Origin of the sequence: Pseudomonas poae RE*1-1-14 (assembly GCF_000336465.1) — a bacterium.
Taxonomy (GTDB): Bacteria; Pseudomonadota; Gammaproteobacteria; order Pseudomonadales; family Pseudomonadaceae; genus Aquipseudomonas; species Aquipseudomonas poae.
Window position 1 is genome coordinate 1,280,852 of the sequence record NC_020209.1, and the last position, 18,934, is coordinate 1,299,785.

The 18,934-nt window shown below is 60.4% G+C and carries 11 protein-coding genes, 2 tRNA genes and 2 rRNA genes; 9 read left to right on the forward strand and 6 right to left on the reverse strand.

All coding sequences use genetic code 11. The features are described 5' to 3' along the window. Positions 1–52 precede the first annotated feature (52 nt). The 6 genes from H045_RS05935 to H045_RS05965 all read left to right on the forward strand — a co-directional run bounded on the left by H045_RS05935 (position 53) and on the right by H045_RS05965 (position 6,385). Positions 53–129 (forward strand) — tRNA-Ile (locus tag H045_RS05935). A gap of 30 nt (positions 130–159) precedes the next feature. Continuing rightward, a tRNA-Ala gene (locus H045_RS05940) sits at positions 160–235 on the forward strand. A 247-nt stretch (positions 236–482) separates the two neighbouring features. Then, positions 483–3,374 (forward strand): 23S ribosomal RNA (locus H045_RS05945). A 151-nt stretch (positions 3,375–3,525) separates the two neighbouring features. Then, a 5S ribosomal RNA gene (rrf, locus tag H045_RS05950) occupies positions 3,526–3,641 on the forward strand. Between the two features lie 234 nt (positions 3,642–3,875). After that, the gene (gene mrdA / locus H045_RS05960) at positions 3,876–5,768 is read left to right on the forward strand and encodes a penicillin-binding protein 2 (protein ID WP_003238591.1); all 1,893 of its coding nucleotides are present in this window, start codon (positions 3,876–3,878) and stop codon (positions 5,766–5,768) included. Between the two features lie 149 nt (positions 5,769–5,917). After that, a complete protein-coding gene (locus H045_RS05965; RefSeq protein ID WP_015371722.1) occupies positions 5,918–6,385 on the forward strand; it encodes an SRPBCC family protein in 468 nt (155 codons plus the stop codon). A 40-nt stretch (positions 6,386–6,425) separates the two neighbouring features. Here the strand turns inward: H045_RS05965 and H045_RS05970 are convergent, their stop codons facing one another. Continuing rightward, the gene (locus H045_RS05970; protein WP_015371723.1) at positions 6,426–8,651 is read right to left on the reverse strand and encodes a TonB-dependent receptor; all 2,226 of its coding nucleotides are present in this window, start codon (positions 8,649–8,651) and stop codon (positions 6,426–6,428) included. 219 nt (positions 8,652–8,870) lie between these two features. Here H045_RS05970 and H045_RS05975 point away from each other — a divergent pair, with 219 nt between their 5' ends. The 3 genes from H045_RS05975 to H045_RS05985 all read left to right on the forward strand — a co-directional run bounded on the left by H045_RS05975 (position 8,871) and on the right by H045_RS05985 (position 12,612). Then, positions 8,871–11,228 (forward strand): DNA polymerase II, encoded by a 2,358-nt coding sequence (locus H045_RS05975; protein ID WP_015371724.1) that lies wholly within the window; start codon positions 8,871–8,873, stop codon positions 11,226–11,228. 14 nt (positions 11,229–11,242) lie between these two features. Continuing rightward, positions 11,243–11,875, forward strand: a complete 633-nt coding sequence (locus H045_RS05980) for a glutathione S-transferase N-terminal domain-containing protein (protein ID WP_015371725.1) — start codon at positions 11,243–11,245, stop codon at positions 11,873–11,875. A 164-nt stretch (positions 11,876–12,039) separates the two neighbouring features. Then, a complete protein-coding gene (locus H045_RS05985; RefSeq protein ID WP_003238583.1) occupies positions 12,040–12,612 on the forward strand; it encodes a DUF4174 domain-containing protein in 573 nt (190 codons plus the stop codon). Positions 12,613–12,719: 107 nt separating this feature from the next. Here the strand turns inward: H045_RS05985 and H045_RS05990 are convergent, their stop codons facing one another. The 5 genes from H045_RS05990 to H045_RS06010 are packed head-to-tail and all read right to left on the reverse strand — an operon-like array spanning position 12,720 to position 18,933. Continuing rightward, complete coding sequence (locus H045_RS05990; RefSeq protein WP_015371726.1) at positions 12,720–13,757, reverse strand: acyltransferase family protein; 1,038 nt, start codon at positions 13,755–13,757, stop codon at positions 12,720–12,722. A 22-nt stretch (positions 13,758–13,779) separates the two neighbouring features. Continuing rightward, positions 13,780–15,189 (reverse strand): lipid II flippase MurJ, encoded by a 1,410-nt coding sequence (locus H045_RS05995; protein WP_015371727.1) that lies wholly within the window; start codon positions 15,187–15,189, stop codon positions 13,780–13,782. Then, the gene (locus H045_RS06000) at positions 15,189–16,625 is read right to left on the reverse strand and encodes an O-antigen ligase family protein (RefSeq protein WP_003238577.1); all 1,437 of its coding nucleotides are present in this window, start codon (positions 16,623–16,625) and stop codon (positions 15,189–15,191) included. The genes H045_RS05995 and H045_RS06000 overlap by 1 nt, the downstream gene beginning before the upstream one ends. Next, the gene (locus H045_RS06005; RefSeq protein ID WP_015371729.1) at positions 16,622–17,725 is read right to left on the reverse strand and encodes a glycosyltransferase family 4 protein; all 1,104 of its coding nucleotides are present in this window, start codon (positions 17,723–17,725) and stop codon (positions 16,622–16,624) included. The genes H045_RS06000 and H045_RS06005 overlap by 4 nt, the downstream gene beginning before the upstream one ends. Continuing rightward, the gene (locus H045_RS06010; protein WP_015371730.1) at positions 17,716–18,933 is read right to left on the reverse strand and encodes a glycosyltransferase family 4 protein; all 1,218 of its coding nucleotides are present in this window, start codon (positions 18,931–18,933) and stop codon (positions 17,716–17,718) included. Before H045_RS06010 ends, H045_RS06005 begins: the two co-directional genes overlap by 10 nt. Position 18,934 lies beyond the last annotated feature (1 nt).

Consider the following 18,934-nt stretch of genomic DNA (forward strand, 5'->3'; position numbering starts at 1 on the left):
CACACGAATTGCTTGATTCATTGAAGAAGACGATAAGAAGCAGCCCGAAATTGGGTCTGTAGCTCAGTTGGTTAGAGCGCACCCCTGATAAGGGTGAGGTCGGCAGTTCGAATCTGCCCAGACCCACCAATTTTGTGTGGGAAACGCCTGTAGAAATACGGGGCCATAGCTCAGCTGGGAGAGCGCCTGCCTTGCACGCAGGAGGTCAACGGTTCGATCCCGTTTGGCTCCACCACTACTGCTTCTGTTGTATGAAAGCTTAGAAATGAGCATTCCATTGTGATGATGGTGAATGTTGATTTCTAGTCTTTGATTAGATCGTTCTTTAAAAATTTGGGTATGTGATAGAAAGATAGACTGAACGTTACTTTCACTGGTAACGGATCAGGCTAAGGTAAAATTTGTGAGTTCTCTTAATTGAGAAATTCGAATTTTCGGCGAATGTTGTCTTCACAGTATAACCAGATTGCTTGGGGTTATATGGTCAAGTGAAGAAGCGCATACGGTGGATGCCTTGGCAGTCAGAGGCGATGAAAGACGTGGTAGCCTGCGAAAAGCTTCGGGGAGTCGGCAAACAGACTTTGATCCGGAGATGTCTGAATGGGGGAACCCAGCCATCATAAGATGGTTATCTTACGCTGAATACATAGGCGTAAGAGGCGAACCAGGGGAACTGAAACATCTAAGTACCCTGAGGAAAAGAAATCAACCGAGATTCCCTTAGTAGTGGCGAGCGAACGGGGACTAGCCCTTAAGTGGCTTTGAGATTAGCGGAACGCTCTGGAAAGTGCGGCCATAGTGGGTGATAGCCCTGTACGCGAAAATCTCTTAGTCATGAAATCGAGTAGGACGGAGCACGAGAAACTTTGTCTGAATATGGGGGGACCATCCTCCAAGGCTAAATACTACTGACTGACCGATAGTGAACTAGTACCGTGAGGGAAAGGCGAAAAGAACCCCGGAGAGGGGAGTGAAATAGATCCTGAAACCGTATGCGTACAAGCAGTGGGAGCCTACTTTGTTAGGTGACTGCGTACCTTTTGTATAATGGGTCAGCGACTTATTTTCAGTGGCGAGCTTAACCGAATAGGGGAGGCGTAGCGAAAGCGAGTCTTAATAGGGCGTCTAGTCGCTGGGAATAGACCCGAAACCGGGCGATCTATCCATGGGCAGGTTGAAGGTTGGGTAACACTAACTGGAGGACCGAACCGACTACCGTTGAAAAGTTAGCGGATGACCTGTGGATCGGAGTGAAAGGCTAATCAAGCTCGGAGATAGCTGGTTCTCCTCGAAAGCTATTTAGGTAGCGCCTCATGTATCACTGTAGGGGGTAGAGCACTGTTTCGGCTAGGGGGTCATCCCGACTTACCAAACCGATGCAAACTCCGAATACCTACAAGTGCCGAGCATGGGAGACACACGGCGGGTGCTAACGTCCGTCGTGAAAAGGGAAACAACCCAGACCGTCAGCTAAGGTCCCAAAGTTATGGTTAAGTGGGAAACGATGTGGGAAGGCTTAGACAGCTAGGAGGTTGGCTTAGAAGCAGCCACCCTTTAAAGAAAGCGTAATAGCTCACTAGTCGAGTCGGCCTGCGCGGAAGATGTAACGGGGCTCAAACCATACACCGAAGCTACGGGTATCACGTATGTGATGCGGTAGAGGAGCGTTCTGTAAGCCTGTGAAGGTGAGTTGAGAAGCTTGCTGGAGGTATCAGAAGTGCGAATGCTGACATGAGTAACGACAATGGGTGTGAAAAACACCCACGCCGAAAGACCAAGGTTTCCTGCGCAACGTTAATCGACGCAGGGTTAGTCGGTCCCTAAGGCGAGGCTGAAAAGCGTAGTCGATGGAAAACAGGTTAATATTCCTGTACTTCTGGTTATTGCGATGGAGGGACGGAGAAGGCTAGGCCAGCTTGGCGTTGGTTGTCCAAGTTTAAGGTGGTAGGCTGAGATCTTAGGTAAATCCGGGATCTTAAGGCCGAGAGCTGATGACGAGTGTTCTTTTAGAACACGAAGTGGTTGATGCCATGCTTCCAAGAAAAGCTTCTAAGCTTCAGGTAACCAGGAACCGTACCCCAAACCGACACAGGTGGTTGGGTAGAGAATACCAAGGCGCTTGAGAGAACTCGGGTGAAGGAACTAGGCAAAATGGCACCGTAACTTCGGGAGAAGGTGCGCCGGTGAGGGTGAAGGACTTGCTCCGTAAGCTCATGCCGGTCGAAGATACCAGGCCGCTGCGACTGTTTATTAAAAACACAGCACTCTGCAAACACGAAAGTGGACGTATAGGGTGTGACGCCTGCCCGGTGCCGGAAGGTTAATTGATGGGGTTAGCTAACGCGAAGCTCTTGATCGAAGCCCCGGTAAACGGCGGCCGTAACTATAACGGTCCTAAGGTAGCGAAATTCCTTGTCGGGTAAGTTCCGACCTGCACGAATGGCGTAACGATGGCGGCGCTGTCTCCACCCGAGACTCAGTGAAATTGAAATCGCTGTGAAGATGCAGTGTATCCGCGGCTAGACGGAAAGACCCCGTGAACCTTTACTATAGCTTTGCACTGGACTTTGAATTTGCTTGTGTAGGATAGGTGGGAGGCTTTGAAGCGTGGACGCCAGTCTGCGTGGAGCCAACCTTGAAATACCACCCTGGCAACTTTGAGGTTCTAACTCAGGTCCGTTATCCGGATCGAGGACAGTGTATGGTGGGTAGTTTGACTGGGGCGGTCTCCTCCTAAAGAGTAACGGAGGAGTACGAAGGTGCGCTCAGACCGGTCGGAAATCGGTCGTAGAGTATAAAGGCAAAAGCGCGCTTGACTGCGAGACAGACACGTCGAGCAGGTACGAAAGTAGGTCTTAGTGATCCGGTGGTTCTGTATGGAAGGGCCATCGCTCAACGGATAAAAGGTACTCCGGGGATAACAGGCTGATACCGCCCAAGAGTTCATATCGACGGCGGTGTTTGGCACCTCGATGTCGGCTCATCACATCCTGGGGCTGAAGCCGGTCCCAAGGGTATGGCTGTTCGCCATTTAAAGTGGTACGCGAGCTGGGTTTAGAACGTCGTGAGACAGTTCGGTCCCTATCTGCCGTGGACGTTTGAGATTTGAGAGGGGCTGCTCCTAGTACGAGAGGACCGGAGTGGACGAACCTCTGGTGTTCCGGTTGTCACGCCAGTGGCATTGCCGGGTAGCTATGTTCGGAATAGATAACCGCTGAAAGCATCTAAGCGGGAAACTAGCCTCAAGATGAGATCTCACTGGAACCTTGAGTTCCCTGAAGGGCCGTCGAAGACTACGACGTTGATAGGTTGGGTGTGTAAGCGCTGTGAGGCGTTGAGCTAACCAATACTAATTGCCCGTGAGGCTTGACCATATAACACCCAAGCAATTTGCGTCGAAAGGCCAGATTGCGGTGTGTGAAGACGAGATGAACCGAAAGTTCGACGCTCACAAAGCACCGACAGCTGTCACATACCCAATTTGCTGAAGCGAGGCCATCTGGTCACGACTCAGTACCCGAATTTCTTGACGACCATAGAGCATTGGAACCACCTGATCCCATCCCGAACTCAGCAGTGAAACGATGCATCGCCGATGGTAGTGTGGGGTTTCCCCATGTGAGAGTAGGTCATCGTCAAGATTAAATTCCGAAACCCCATTTGCGAAAGCAGATGGGGTTTTGTTTTGGGCGATCGGAAAGTTTTAAAAATCGCTTACCGTCTCGGTCATCGCCTGATGACCAATGCCAGCCTGCCGTTCGGGAAATCGATGCAAAGTGTTTCCGCATTTTTGGTATGGTGCAGCACCTTTTCCAAAGGATTGATCTCTTACCGCAGGACGCGGCGTCGACCTTCTTCAACGAGATGCTGTAGAAATGCCCGGACCCATACCGATCAAAGATCACGAAAAAGAAAACAGCCTGGTCAACAAGCGCCTGCTGGCCTGCGCCCTGCTGGTGATCGGCATCACCTGTGCACTGGTGGGCCGCTTGTATTTCCTGCAGGTGGTGCAGTTCGATTACCACTCCACGATCTCTGAAAATAACCGTGTCCATGTTCTGCCTATCACCCCAACCCGCGGCCTGATCTATGATCGCAATGGCGTGGTGCTGGCTGACAACCGGCCCAGTTACAACCTCACCATCACCCGTGAACGCGCTACTGACCTCAAGGGTGAACTGGACGCCATCGTCAGCCTGCTTCACTTGCCCGCCGAGGACCGCGCGGTATTCGACAAGGCACTAAAGCAGGCACGCCATCCGTTCGTCCCTGTCACATTGTTTTACGAGCTGACGGAAGAACAGATCGCTCTGTTTGCGGTTAACGAATTCCGTCTGCCCGGGGTCGACGTCGAGCCGCAGTTCGTCCGGCATTACCCGCTCGGAGCGCACTTCGCGCACTCCATCGGCTACGTGGGTCGTATCAACGAGAAAGAATCCAAGGCCCTGGACTCGGTGGAATACCGCGGCACCCAGTCCATCGGTAAAACCGGCATTGAACGCTTCTACGAATCCGAGCTGCATGGTCATGTCGGCTATGAAGAAGTTGAGACCAATGCCCAAGGCCGCGTATTACGAGTGCTCAAGCACACCGATCCGATTCCCGGTAAAAACATTGTCCTGAGCCTCGACGTTCATCTTCAGGAAGCCGCCGAAGAGGCCCTGGGCGACCGTCGTGGTTCGGTGGTCGCTCTCGATCCGCAAACGGGCGAAGTGCTCGCCATGGTCAGCAAACCCAGTTTCGATCCTAACCTGTTCGTCACTGGCATCAGTTTCAAGGAATACGCCGCACTGCACGATTCCATTGACCGACCGCTGTTCAACCGCGTCCTCAGGGGCTTGTACGCCCCGGGTTCAACCATCAAGCCGGAAGTGGCCATCGCCGGCCTCGACAGCGGAGTCGTCACCCCACAAACCCGTGTGTTCGATCCGGGTTACTACCAACTGCCGGATTTCGATCACAAATACCGCAACTGGAACCACAGCGGTGACGGCTGGGTGGACATGGACGCGGCGATCATGCGCTCCAACGATACCTATTTCTACGACCTCGCCCACAAGCTTGGCATCGACCGCCTGCATGACTACCTGGCCGAATTCGGCCTTGGCCAGAAAGTCTCGCTGGACATGTTTGAGGAGTCCGCAGGTCTCATGCCATCCCAGGCCTGGAAGCGCGCTACCAGACGCCAGCCCTGGTTCCCCGGCGAAACCGTGATCCTCGGCATCGGTCAAGGCTATATGCAGGTCACGCCGTTGCAATTGGCGCAGGCCACGGCGTTGATCGCCAACAAAGGTGTGTGGAATCGACCGCATCTGGCCAAGACCATCAATGGTGTGCCGCCGGTGGATGAAAATCCGATGCCCAATGTCGTCCTCAAGGACCCGCGTGACTGGGAGCAAGTCAACCACGGCATGCAACTGGTAATGCACGACCCGCGCGGCATCGCCCGAGCAGCCGCGCAAGGTGCGCAATACCGCATCGCCGGCAAGAGTGGTACGGCGCAGGTGGTAGCGATCAAGCAGGGCGAGCGTTACAACCGCGACAAAACCCTGGAGCGCCATCGCGACAACGCCTTGTTCGTTGGCTTCGCGCCCGCCGAGCATCCGAAAATCGTCATCTCGGTGATGATTGAAAACGGCGAGGCCGGGGGGCGAGTGGCTGGCCCGGTGGTCAGGCAAATAATGGACGCCTGGTTACTCGACCAGGACGGCCATCTGAAGCCGCAGTACGCGACACCGAGCAAAGCGCCAGGCGACCCGCATGTCTAGATCAAGCCGTTAGCGCGCCAATTACAAAAGCAACTTCCCTGCAACGGATCAGTCATAACCATTGGCTTGGTCAAGGACGGGGCATCAGCGCGCGCAACCCAGGTTGCGCATCTGTCGATGTCACCTAAGGTCAATGGAGGAGGTGACTTATGCACGTATTGGATCGCATCGAGCGGAAAATTCTGCTCAACGCTTCACGTAAAAAGGTGTGGGAAGCGCTCACCGACGCCGAGCAGTTTGGCGCCTGGTTTGGCGTTGCTCTCAAAGGCAAGCGCTTTGTCGAGGGGGAAACCGTCGAAGCGCCGATTACTTATCCGGGCTACGAACACGTGGTCTGGAAAGCCAGAATTGAACGCATCCTGCCGCAAACCCTGTTCTCCTTCCATTGGCATCCCTTCGCGGTGCTGGAGGGCGTGGACTACGACAGCGAAACGCCGACGCTTGTGGAATTTACCATTGAGGACCGTGCGCCGGGCATCCTGCTGAGGGTTGTCGAATCCGGTTTCGACAAGGTCCCTGAAGCCCGGCGTCAGAAAGCGTTCAAGATGAACTCCCGTGGCTGGGACGACCAGATGGGCAACATCGAAAGCTACCTCGGCGCCGCTCGCCAGGCGTGACGCAAACGGGCATCGATAACGATGCCCGGTTTCGAAGCGATTAAAAATCAATGGTCGCCGACAACTTGGCAACGCGCGGTTCACCCTGACTCAGGTAGCCCCCCAACGCCGACTCCCAGTATTTTTCATTGGCGACGTTCTCCACATTGGCGCCGAGCGTCACATCGCGTTGATCCACCTTGAAGGTGTAGCGCGCACCCAGGTCGAAGCGATTCCAGGCCGGCAGACTCAGGTTGTTGGCCGCATCGGCGTACTGGCCGCCGGTGCGCAGCATGCGACCGCTGAGGGTCGCGCCCTGCAGCCCCGGCACATCCCAATCCACCCCTGCGTTGAGCTGGAATGAAGGCACACCGATAGGGCGATTGCCGTCGTTGGCGCCATTGAGCGTGTCCTTGAGTTCGGTCTTCATCACCGTTACGCCGCCGAGCAAACGCACACCACTCACCGGCTCACCGAAGACGTTCAGTTCCACCCCCTGGTTGATTTGCTGACCTTCTCGCACATAGGTCGCGGTGGTTGCGCCGGTCTGGATCGAGTAGCCATCACTCGGTTGCTCGATACGGTACACGCCCAGCGTTGCGCCGTAGGTGCCCATGTCCAGCTTGATCCCCGCTTCAGTCTGCTTCGAGCGGGCGGGCGCGTAGGCTTGTGCGCCATTGGTCACCGTCAGGCCGCCGGACGACACCGGTGCCGTTGGCCCCTGGGCCAAGCCTTCGATGTGGTTGGCATACAGCGACACATGTTCCCAGGGTTTGAACACGATGCCGTAAACCGGCGTATTGATTGATGCTGTGTAATTGGAACTGCGCGGGCCGGAACCATACGCATAGTTCTGCATGACCATTTCCTGATGGCGCAGCCCTGCGGTGAACAGCAGACGGTCGTCCAGGAAGCCGAAGGTGTCAGAGATGGCCGCACTGCGCACGAAGGTCTTGGCGGTGATGCCGGGGTCGCCCAGGTCACCACCGTTCACCGTGCCCCGCACGGGTTGCGCAATGTCGCTCGAAGGGTGGTAAATATTGCTGGCATTGGGCGTGAAGTCGAACTCGTAGGCATTGCGCGCCTGCGTCCAGGTGCCGGTCAGACCGACGTTCAGTTGGTGGCTGACCGCACCGGTCTGGAACTTGCCATTGAGGCCGGTCATCAGGCTGGTGTTGTCTTCCTGATGGGCGATGCGCGAACCCGTCACCCTGGCCGTGCCGAGGTTATCGGTCAGGGTTACCGACGAATAGCGCCCGCTTTCATTAGTGTGTTTGGCGCCGGCGGCAAGGTAGGCGGTCCAGGTGTCGTTGAGGTCGTATTCGCCGCGCAGCATGCCCAGCGTGTCCTCGATATCGGTTGCGTTCCAGCTCGGCGCGTAGTTGGTGTCGGCCGAGGGCGCATCCGGAATGCGGGTGACGCCGGTGCCGAGGAACACCGAGTTACGGCCGCCGTTGACGCGCTGTTTCTGATAAACGAAATCACCCGATAAACGCAGGGCATCGCCACGGTAATCCAGGCCGACGGCGAACAGCTTGGCGCGCTGGTTCTCGTCATCGATGCCGGTATCGCCTTCGCGCTGGGAAATATTCACCCGCGCGCCAAACCGGTTGTCCTGACCAAACCGCTGGCCAACATCCAGATGTTCGCCAACCCGACCATCACTGTTGATATCGGTACTGAAACGGCGCAGCGGCACATCATCGGCGCGCTTGGGTTGCAGGTTCACACCGCCACCAATTCCCGAGCCGCCTGGCGTGACGCCGTTGATAAAGGCATTGGGGCCCTTGAACACTTCCACACGCTCCAGCGCGTCGGTGGACATGATCTGGCGCGGCAGGATGCCGTACAGGCCGTTGAAGGAAATGTCGTCGCCATTAAGTTGCAGGCCGCGAATCACAAAGACCTGTGCCTGATTCGCATACCCCGACGCCTGACGCACGGATGAATCGTTGAGCAACACATCCGCCACCGTTTCGGCCTGCTGGTCGCGGATCAATTGCTCGGTATAGGACGCCATGCTGAACGGCACATCCATGATGTCCTGGTTGCCCAGCACACCCAATTGGCCACCGCGGGCCACCTGGCCGCCGCTGTACGCCGGCGGCAGTGTGTTTGGTGCGAGGGCGTCAGCGCTGATGTTGGTAGCGCCTAGCTCCAGCGTGCTGCCGTCCTGGCGCGTACTCGTATCGGCCGGGGTGGCGGCATGGGTGGTAAGGCTCAGGGAGCAGCAAAGAGCGAGCAGGGTAGGGCGCAACGGCACTGCGATTCGGTTACGGGTGGGCATGGTCGATCCTGACGGAAGAACCGTCAATGTGAGGAAAAAGGGCAACAGCGTTGCGCGTCCTCACTGCGCGGATACGACTCCGATGCAAATGATAGTAATTGTTATTAGCGTATTGCAACAAATTTGTCAGATTAAGGTCCGCGCGAGCGTTAACCTGCCGCACCTGAGCGGATGCCGGGTAGAATCACACGCTCAAGGCAACGGCTGAGGTGCGGTACGGTGGATTTACAGCAGGGTTTTGTCCTGACCCGGCATTGGCGCGACACCCCGGAAGGCACGCAGGTCAGCTTCTGGCTGGCCACCGACCAGGGGCCCAGGTTCATCCGCTTGCCCGTGCAGACCTCAGTGATGTTCATCCCCGAAGCCCATCGCAAGCCGCTCGATTGGCTGCTCAAGGACGAGCGCGAGATCGAGCTGCGGCCGTTGCAGTTGTGCGATTTTCATCACCGCCCCGTCCTTGGCCTGTATACACGCCAGCACCGCCAGGCGATGGACCTGGAAAAGCGCCTGCGCACCGCCGGCGTCGACGTCTACGAAGGCGACGTGCGCCCGCCCGAGCGCTACATGATGGAGCGCTTCATCACCGCGCCGGTGTGGTTCGGTGGCACACCCGATGCCGACGGCACCTTGCTCGACGCGCAGATGAAACCCGCCCCCGACTACCGCCCGCCGCTCAAGCTGGTGTCCCTGGACATTGAAACCACTGCCCAGGGCGATCTCTATTGCATTGGCCTGCAAGGCTGCGGCGAGCGCCAGGTGTACATGCTCGGCCCGCCGAACAACACCTGCGCGGTGGACTTCAAGCTTGATTACTGCGACACCCGCGCCCAACTGATCGAAGCCCTCAACCTCTGGCTCGCCACCCATGACCCCGATGCGATCATCGGCTGGAATGTGGTGCAGTTCGACCTGCGCGTGCTCCACGAACATGCCCAGCGCCTCAACGTGCCGCTGATGCTTGGCCGTGGCGATGAACCGATGGCTTGGCGCGAACATGGCAGCCGCAATCATTACTTTGCCGCCGCCGCAGGGCGCCTGATCATCGACGGCATCGAAGCCCTGCGCTCGGCGACCTGGAGTTTCGAGTCCTTCAGCCTGGAAAACGTCGCGCAAACCCTGCTCGGCGAAGGCAAGGACATCTCCACGCCGTACCAGCGCATGGACGAAATCAACCGTATGTTCGCCGAGGACAAGCCCGCCCTGGCGCGCTACAACCTCAAGGACTGCGAATTGGTCACGCGGATTTTCGCCAAAACCGAGCTGCTCAAGTTCCTGCTGGAGCGGGCCAGCGTCACCGGGTTACCGGCCGACCGCAACGGTGGTTCGGTCGCCGCCTTTACACACCTGTACCTGCCGCTGATGCACCGTCAGGGCTTCGTCGCGCCGAACCTGGGCGACAAACCACCCCAGGCCAGCCCCGGCGGCTTTGTCATGGATTCACGCCCTGGCCTGTATGAATCGGTGCTGGTGCTGGACTACAAAAGCCTCTACCCGTCGATCATCCGCAGTTTCCTGATCGACCCGGTGGGCCTGGTCGAAGGCCTCAAGCACCCTGACGACAGCGACTCGGTGGAAGGCTTTCGCGGTGCGCGTTTTTCCCGCACCCGGCACTGCCTGCCCGCCATCGTCGCGCGGGTTTCCGAAGGCCGCGAAGTGGCCAAGCGTGAGCGCAACGCGCCGCTGTCCCAGGCGCTGAAAATCATCATGAACGCCTTCTACGGCGTCCTTGGCTCCAGCGGTTGCCGGTTCTTCGACACGCGGCTGGCCTCGTCGATCACCTTGCGTGGCCATGAAATCATGCGCCAGACCCGCGCGCTGGTCGAAGCCCAGGGCTATGAAGTGATCTACGGCGACACCGACTCCACCTTCGTCTGGCTCGGCAGCGCCCAGTCCCAGGAGGACGCCAGCCGCATCGGCCAGGCGCTGGTGGCGCACGTCAACGAGTGGTGGCGTGCGCACCTGCAGACGGCGTTCGGCCTGCACAGTGCGCTGGAGTTGCAATTCGAGACCCACTTCACACGCTTTCTGATGCCGACCATCCGCGGCGCGGAGGAGGGCAGCAAGAAACGCTACGCCGGGCTGGTGGTGCGCACCGACGGCAGCGAAGAGATGGTCTACAAAGGCCTTGAAACCGTGCGCAGCGACTGGTCGCCCCTGGCCCGACGGTTCCAGCAGGAACTCTACCAGCGCGTCTTCCACCGCCAGCCCCACCAGGATTACATTCGCGACTACGTGCGACGCACCTTGAGCGGCGAGTTCGATGAACTCCTGATCTACCGCAAACGCCTGCGTCGACGCCTGGACGACTACGAGCGCAACGTGCCGCCCCATGTGCGCGCCGCGCGCCTGGCCGATGACTACAACGACCGCCTCGGCCGCCCGCGCCAGTACCAGCGTGGCGGCTGGATCAGCTACGTCATCAGCGTCAACGGCCCGGAGCCGCTGGAAGTGCGGCAGGCGCCGATCGACTATGACCACTACGTGACGCGACAATTGCAGCCGGTGGCGGACGCGATCCTGCCGTTCGTGAATGACGACTTCAGCACCCTCGTTGGCGGGCAAATGGGGCTGTTTTAACAGGAGGCAATACCATGTACACGCTCTACGGCACCGACGAATCCGGCTCGTGCATGATCGAAATTGCCCTGCAACGTTGCGCCGTGCCGTGGCACCGCGTGGACGCCAGTTCCTGTCATGAGGGCGAGGGCAGCGAAGCGCTTGCGCGGATCAATCCGCTCAAACAGATCCCCACTGTTGTGACACCCGATGGTCAGGTCCTCACCGAGAGCGCGGCCATTCTGATCCACCTGGGCCTGGAGTTTCCCGACGCGGGTCTGCTGGCAGGCAACCGTGGGAAGATCCTGCGCGGCCTGCTGTACATCGCCGCCAATTGCTACTCGGCCATCGGCATCATCGACTACCCGCAACGCTGGCTGGGCGATGCCGATCAGGCGCTGCAGGCGCACCTGGTCACCGGCACACGGCGCTACCTGCACCAGGCCTGGGTGGTGTTCGCCGAGCAGTTTGCCGACCAGTTGTTCACGCCCAATCATATGCCGAACGCTTTAGGCATCATGGCGGCGGCGGTGTCGCGCTGGGACGGTGCGCGGGAAGCGTTGAGCGCATTGGCCCCCGGTTTTGCCCACACCCTGGCGCAGGTGGATGCTGACCCGATCGTGGCCCCCGTATTTGCTCGGCATTGGCCACACTGGAATGGCCTCTGAGGTTTGTGCAATCAGAAGAAACAATCACCGCCCAGCCACCCTGATCCCTTGCGCGGCGGGCGTCATCACCTACGCTTTCAGAACCCGGCGTAGGAATCATCCTTGAAATTGACGGTCGCACACATGAAACTCAAGAACCTGCACGCAATTCAAAGGAGGTGCGCATGCTCATCCGGTCGCTGACCCTGGCTACCTTGATGGCTTTTACGGGGCCGCTGTTGGCCGCGGATGATATCAACCCGCTCAAGCAGGACATGGGCAAAGCCCGTCCGCTGGTGGTGGTGGAGCTCGATTCCGGTAACGCCACATTGTCCACGCTGCAGAAGCAGCTGGAGGAGCCTGCCAACAAGCAGTCTTTCGAAGAGCGCAACATGGTGTTCTACACCGTCAAGTTCGGCAGCATCGGCGCCGAAGGGGAAAAATTCGCCAAGGAGGCCAAGGACAACAAAAAGCTCACGCCGCCTGAAACCAACGCGCTGATCCGTGCCCTCAAGCTGGGCGCCGGCAGCGGCACCAAGGTGATCCTGATCGGCAAGGACGGAGAGAAGAAACTCGAGAAGACCGTGCCTCCGGATACCCTCGACCTGAAGGAGTTCTTCAGCGCCATCGACCAGATGCCCATGGCCGAAAAAGAGGCTGCCGCCGCCGCAGAGGCCGCGCCAGCCGAACCCGCGCCGGCCAAGGGCAAACCCGGCAAGCCGGGCGCTAAAGCCGCTCCACAACAACTCGACGACTAACTCACCACTCCCTGTGGGAGCGGGCTTGCCCGCGATAGCGGTAGATCAGCTGGTACACAAGCAAGCTGACCCACCACCTTCGCGAGCAGGCCGCCCCACCAGGCAATTCAGCGTTGCCTTGCTACCGGAAACGGGAAATAGAAAAACCGCAGAGCCGCCACCCGCTTGATCACTTCCCCGATCAGCAACGGCCCCACCACCGCCACCACCAGTCCGACACTCGCCGCCAGGAACGCGTGCAGTCCCAGGCGCTGCATCAGGTCGAAGGTCTTGTGCTGGATCTCCCCGTGAAAAATCAGCAGGATCAGCGTGGACTGACCGATGTAAGTCATGGCCCGCGTCACCAGCGCCGAGACAGTCAACACTTTCGCCAGCGCCCAGCTTGCATACATGCCAATCACTGCCAGCAGGCTGGTCCACAGCCAGTGGTCATAGCGCCGTTGCGCCAGGTCCATGGTGTCCCAGGTCAAGTCGAATACCACCGCGAACGACACCACCGCGATCAACAGCGTCAGCCAACTGCCAGGGTGCGTGCGCAGCCAGTCGCGCAGCAGGTAGCCGGCGACGAAACAGGCGCTGCTGATCAAGGTGATATCCAGGCTGAACGGCAGCCCCGGCAGTACCCAGGTGTGCTCGCCGAGTGTCACCGGCAGTTGCCAGAACAGCGGCAACATCCAGATCCCCAGCAGCAACTGCACGGTGAGCAGCAGGCCACTGGCCCACGGCGCAAGGTTCAGCCGCAGGATCAGGCGCAGCATCACCCAACTGAACAGAATCGCCACCCACATGTGCGGCAGAAACCACATGGCCTGCCACGGAATGGTGTCCACCGAGGCATAAAGCACGCCGCCGATGTCCGGCAGCAAGGGTTGGTCGCGCAGCAGCGCACGCAGGCTGACATACAGCAGCAAAGTGAAAAAAAACGGTTTGAGAAGACCATCGGCCTTGCGCACGGCCATTTCCACAAACGGCTGCTCCGGCTTGAAAAACACCCCTGACAAAAAGAAGAACAGCGGTATGACGAACGAAGCCAGTATCGGATACATCAGTTCCCGGGAGTTGGCGACGAACCAGCTGTGGGCGAACACGATCACCAGGATGCCGATGCCTTTGGCAATATCCATTTGAATCCAACGATGTTTCATACGCTTCTTCCCGATCGATCATTCATGCCTTGCGCCACGGCTTGAGCCACAGCCCCATGCCCAGCAACACCACAGCTCCGGCCAGGGTGCTGAGCCCCAGTTGCAGCCATACGCCGTCAATTGCAAATAACAGCACCGCCGCCAGCAGCATCAGTGCTGCGCTCAGCAGCCACTGTCTGGCCCAGGGGAGCGCGCCCAGCAGCGCCTGACGCTGCATCAACAACAGCGCCGTACAGATCACCCCTGCCAGCGCCGCCAATGGAATACCGGCCAGGCCAAACGCAAAGGGCAGGGCGCCCAGCAACAGCACATTGACCAGGCTGCCGAGCAGCTCGCAGCGCAGGGGCTGGCGCGTGTCACCGGCCGCATAGGCATAACGCGCCAGCAACGCGTTCCAGGCGCCGAACACCAGTGGCACCGCGAACCACGCCAGTAGCAGCGGCAGCGGTGAGTCCGCCGACTGCCGGGGCAACAGCAACGCCACCAGACTCGGCGCCGCCGCCACCAGGCCGACGCCGGCGGGCAGGGTCAGCATGCTCGCGGTGTCCAGGCCGCGCTTGAGCAGGGCCAGACGCGCATCGCCCTCGCGACGGCTCATCATGCCCAGCAACACCTGATTGAGGCTCATCAGCGCAATCAGCGGCAGATTCATCAGCTTGCGTGCAAGGTTGACCCAAGTCACCGCGCCTTCGCCCAACAGCGACGCCACCAGTCGTTCGATCAACGCCAGGCCCTGGCTTGCAACGTTGCTCAGCAACAGGGGACCGATGCGCTGGCCCAGCTCCCGCAACGGCGCCGCCGACCACTCCCAGCGCCACGGTCGCCAGCCCTGGCGCCAGATCGACGGCAACATCGCCAGCGGCATCAGCGCACTGCCGGCCAGGCACGCCAGGGCCAGGGTGTGCGGCGTGGTCGCGGTTCCGGCCAGGGCGAGGTAGGTCACCGGCGGCAGGTTGAACAGCAACGAGCCCAGCCCCGCCAGCACAAAACGCTCACTGGCCTGCAACGGAATGCTGAACAGCGCGTGCAGCATCAAGCCCGGCACGCACCAGGCGACCACCTGCAGATTGCCGGCGGCGAGTGCGGTGGCGCTGTCCGCCAACCCCGGCCCCAGCAGTTGCACCAACCACGGTGCCAACAGTGTCAGCAGCAGGCTGGTAACCAGCGCAATCGCCATCAAGGCAGGGAACAACACGGCCAGCCAGCCCAGTCGTTCAGCGTCCTTGCGTTGCAGATACAGCGGCAACGCTGCGGCACTCAGCACGCCACCGGCCAACGACATGCGCAGCGCCTCCGGCAAAAACAGCGCGATCAGGAATGCATCACTGCGTTCGCCCGCGCCCCAGGCCGCTACCAGCAGCCATTCACGCGCGAACCCCAGGCACAGGCCCAGCAGGGTCGCCAGCGTCAGCCAGGCGGCAGAGCCGAGCATCAGGGACGCGCGCCATCAGGCAGCGGTTTGCGATACGCCGCGGTCTTGATCTGCGGCACGCGCGCCGCAAACAGGCGGCGCGCTTCCAGCACATTGAGCCCCACCATCAGCCAGAACAGCGCGACCATCACCACCGCAAAGCTGAAGTAGTGGTCGAACAGCCCGCTGACCAGCGCCGCCAGGATCCCGGCGGTACTGCCCAGCCACAGCGCATTGTCCTTGGTCAGACGGATCGGGCCGCGCTCCGGGCGTGCCTCACGCCACCAACGCACGGTCACCGCGACGAACAGCAGCATGCCGACAATGCCGGTCTTGTAGATGAAGTTCAGCCACAGATTGGAGATCCCCAGAAACTGTGTGCCTGGCACCGGTGGGTCAACCTTGAAGCCGATGCCGAACGGGTACGCCGCCACCGCCTGGGGAAACATGCGGTATTCGTCGAACCGGATTTCGGTACTGGCGTTGTCCGACGAAAATATCGTCGCCAGCCGCTCCTGCAACGGTGGATACGCCAGCACCAGCGCCACGGTCAGCGCCGCGCCGATCATCAGCAGGCGTCCGGTGTACGGCACGCGGCGTGTGGCCATCCACATCAGCACCAGCGCCAGGCTGACCATCGCGCCACGGCTGCTGGCCAGCAGCAGCGCCGCCGCGCCCAGGCAGGCCACGCCCAGCCCAAGCGCGCGTCTCCAGCCGCGCTCGGTCATGCCGAAACAGAACGCCAACGGCAGGAGCAGCGCCATGATCCCGCCGATGGCATTCGGGTGCATCCACGGCGAGCCCATGCGCGAAGACATCGCTTCCAGACCGAATTTGAGCATGTCGAAGTTGCCGTAATTGAGCAGCGCCAGGATCGGTGCAATGCCTGCTCCGGACCGCGTGCGCACGAACACCGCAATCGACATCACCAGCATTGCCAGCGTGCCCAGCAGCAGGGCCACCACCAGCGACTCCCGCTGTTTGGGCTCCACCAGCAGTTTGGCGCACAGAAACACCGCCGACAGGCTCAGCAACCAGCGCAACCAGTTGGCCACGCCGCTGGTTTCGACATCGGCGACGATCACTTGGCCGACAATGAACGGGAACACGCTGAACAGCATCAGCCACAGCAGCATCTGGTCGGTGGGTCGGCGCCACAGACTTGGCGCCGCCGGCAGACGCGAGAGAAACGTCTGCCACAGCACCGCGCCCCAGGTCAGCGCCAGGATCGCCTCGCTGACCGTGCTGCGAATTCCCAGGTTGATGGTGGAATACGGCATGAACGTCGCGATCAGGGCGAACAGCAACAAGCCCCACAGCGGAAAGCGCAGGATGGTCACCGCCGCCGCCAGGCCAACCACGCCAAGCAACGCCTTGGCCGGTGACAGCGCCAGCGCCATCACGCCGAACAACAGGCCGAACAGGATCGCGACAGGGGCGCCCAAGGAGTCTCTCATCGCAATTCCTCGATCAGTTGCGCCAGACGCTGGCGGTAGGCCTGATGGTTGAAACGCTGCGCCCACTGCCGGCGTAGCTCGGGTGATTCTTCGTCCGGCCGCTCGCTCAGGTTTACCATCAGTTGCACCAGCGCCGGCCCATCGGTGGGCGAAAAACGCGGCGCCGAGGGCGGGGTGATTTCATCCAACGACGTGCCGCTGGCCACGGCCACCGGCGTACCGACACTCAGCGACTCGATCACCGGCAAGCCGAACCCTTCGGCATATGACGGCTGCCACAGGCGCGCGGCGCGGCGGTACAGGGCATGCAGCTCGGCATCCGACACCCCGCTCAGGGCACGAATCCCCGGCACGGTGCGCTGGGCCTCGGGCAGATGATCCAGGCTGCCCACCAGCACCAGTTCCGGCACGGCGGGGCACAGCCGACGCGCCTCCTGCCAGGCCTGCACCAGAAACGGCACGTTCTTGCGCAACTCGCGAGTGCCCACCAGCAGCCAATATCGCTCGGGCAACTGCCGCGCCGTGAGGTCCGCCGCCAGTTCGATAAAGCTGTCCACCTGGTTGGGCAGTACGCGAACCTTGCCCGCCGCTTTGGGAAACAGGCGCACGGTTTCATCGGCGCTGTACTGCGACGGCGTCCACACGCGGTCGGCGCTGTGCACCGCGTAGGCAATCGACAGGCGATCGCTGGTCTTGTAGATCAACGCTTTCAGGCGGTTGGCGTGGTAGTTGTTCAGGGTGATCTGGAACAGGTCATGCAGCAGCACCACGGTGCGCAATCCCTTGGGCCTGGGCGGCAACGGCAAGCCCATGTTGAAGGTGCTGATGTACAAATCGATATGCTGCTCGCGCAGCGCCCGTGGCAAAAAGCCGGCTTCGAAGCGCAGGCGATTGTGCGGCTGGTGCATCGCCGTTTTCGCGCAGCCCCAGGCAGGGCAGTGCGCCTGCAGACGCGTTTCGTCCCCCAGCGGCGCCACGGTAAAGCGTTCGAGCGCAATGCCCGGCAAGGTGTGCAAGGCGCTTTCCAGCGCGTACACCTGGCGGCTGATGCCCGATTGCGGCGAGGTGCCGACGGTGCGGTAATCAAGGCCTACACGCATGCGGGTTCCTTTTCGGTGAGCTGCGAAAGGCTGGCGTACACGCGCTCCAACTGGCTGGCGGCGACGCTCCAGTCATGGGCGCGGCGCACATAGGCGCGGCCGGCTTCACCCATGGGCGTGGCGGCATCGGGAAACTGCAGCAGGCGCACCACGGCATCGGCCAGGCCGGTAGAACTCTGGGCGCCGAGGTAATCCAGGCCTTCCACCAGGTCCAGGCCGGACACGCCCTGTTCAGTGCTCGCCAGCGGCAGGCCGGCTGCCAGCGCCTCGAGTACCTTGAGCTTGGAGCCGCCACCGTGGCGCAACGGCGCCAGAAACACTGAACAGCTCGATTGCAGGCTCAGCAGGTCAGGCACGAAACCCTGCCACTCGATACGCGGGTCCGGCCAGCGCGTACGCCAACTGTCGGGCATGCCGAAGCCGCACACGCTCATGCGCGCCTGCGGGCAGCGCTCCCAGACCTTGGGCAGGATCTCATCCAGCGCCCATTCGATGGCGTCCACATTTGGCGCATATTCATAGTTGCCCAAAAACAGCACGCGGCGGCTCGACGCGTCCGGGCGGGCGCCGGCAAAGTGGTCGCAGTCCACCCCGTTGACCACCACCGGCACCGGCTTGCCGGCGATCTTTGCCAAGGTTTGCGCGTCGCTGTCGGTGACCGCCACCACCTGCGTCGCCTGGCGCATCACCCGGTGTTCCCAACGGCCGTAGCGCCATTGGTCGTAGCGAATAAACGGCAGCGCCCAGTTCGGCAGGCGATCGTATGTGGCGGCGCCGAGGGCCGATTCCACGTTGTGTTCGGTGAGCACGAAGGGCTGGGCCGTGCGCGCCAGCGCATCTTCGTAGGGCTGGAAGCTGTAGGTATGTTCGATCTGCACCACGTCCCAGTGTTCGTTGAGCAGTTGGTTGAAACGTGTCTGCAAGGGCGCGGACAGACCATTCACGCTGGTCAGCAGCGGGTAGGGCGCAAACAGCCCGGCCAGCAGGGTTTTCAGGCTGCGCAGTGGGCGGCGTGGCAGCACGATCAGGCGTTCAAGAAAAGTCTCCAACACCTGGCGATCAGCGGGCGACACCGGGTGCTTGTCATGCAGCAGCAGAGTGATCCGGTGCCCGCGCGCCGCGAGGCTGCGCAGCAGGTGGAACTGACGCGTCTTGCCGCCGCTGGTGGCCGGCCAGGGCGAATAGGGCAGGATCCATAAAATGCGCATG

Coding starts and splice junctions, on each gene's coding strand:
- H045_RS05985 (WP_003238583.1), top strand. CDS start 12,040: ATGCTCATCCGGTCGCTGACCCTGGCTACCTTGATGGCTTTTACGGGG.
- mrdA (WP_003238591.1), top strand. CDS start 3,876: ATGCCCGGACCCATACCGATCAAAGATCACGAAAAAGAAAACAGCCTG.
- H045_RS05990 (WP_015371726.1), bottom strand. CDS start 13,757: ATGAAACATCGTTGGATTCAAATGGATATTGCCAAAGGCATCGGCATC.
- H045_RS05970 (WP_015371723.1), bottom strand. CDS start 8,651: ATGCCCACCCGTAACCGAATCGCAGTGCCGTTGCGCCCTACCCTGCTC.
- H045_RS05965 (WP_015371722.1), top strand. CDS start 5,918: ATGCACGTATTGGATCGCATCGAGCGGAAAATTCTGCTCAACGCTTCA.
- H045_RS06010 (WP_015371730.1), bottom strand. CDS start 18,933: ATGCGCATTTTATGGATCCTGCCCTATTCGCCCTGGCCGGCCACCAGC.
- H045_RS06005 (WP_015371729.1), bottom strand. CDS start 17,725: ATGCGTGTAGGCCTTGATTACCGCACCGTCGGCACCTCGCCGCAATCG.
- H045_RS05980 (WP_015371725.1), top strand. CDS start 11,243: ATGTACACGCTCTACGGCACCGACGAATCCGGCTCGTGCATGATCGAA.
- H045_RS05995 (WP_015371727.1), bottom strand. CDS start 15,189: ATGCTCGGCTCTGCCGCCTGGCTGACGCTGGCGACCCTGCTGGGCCTG.
- H045_RS06000 (WP_003238577.1), bottom strand. CDS start 16,625: ATGAGAGACTCCTTGGGCGCCCCTGTCGCGATCCTGTTCGGCCTGTTG.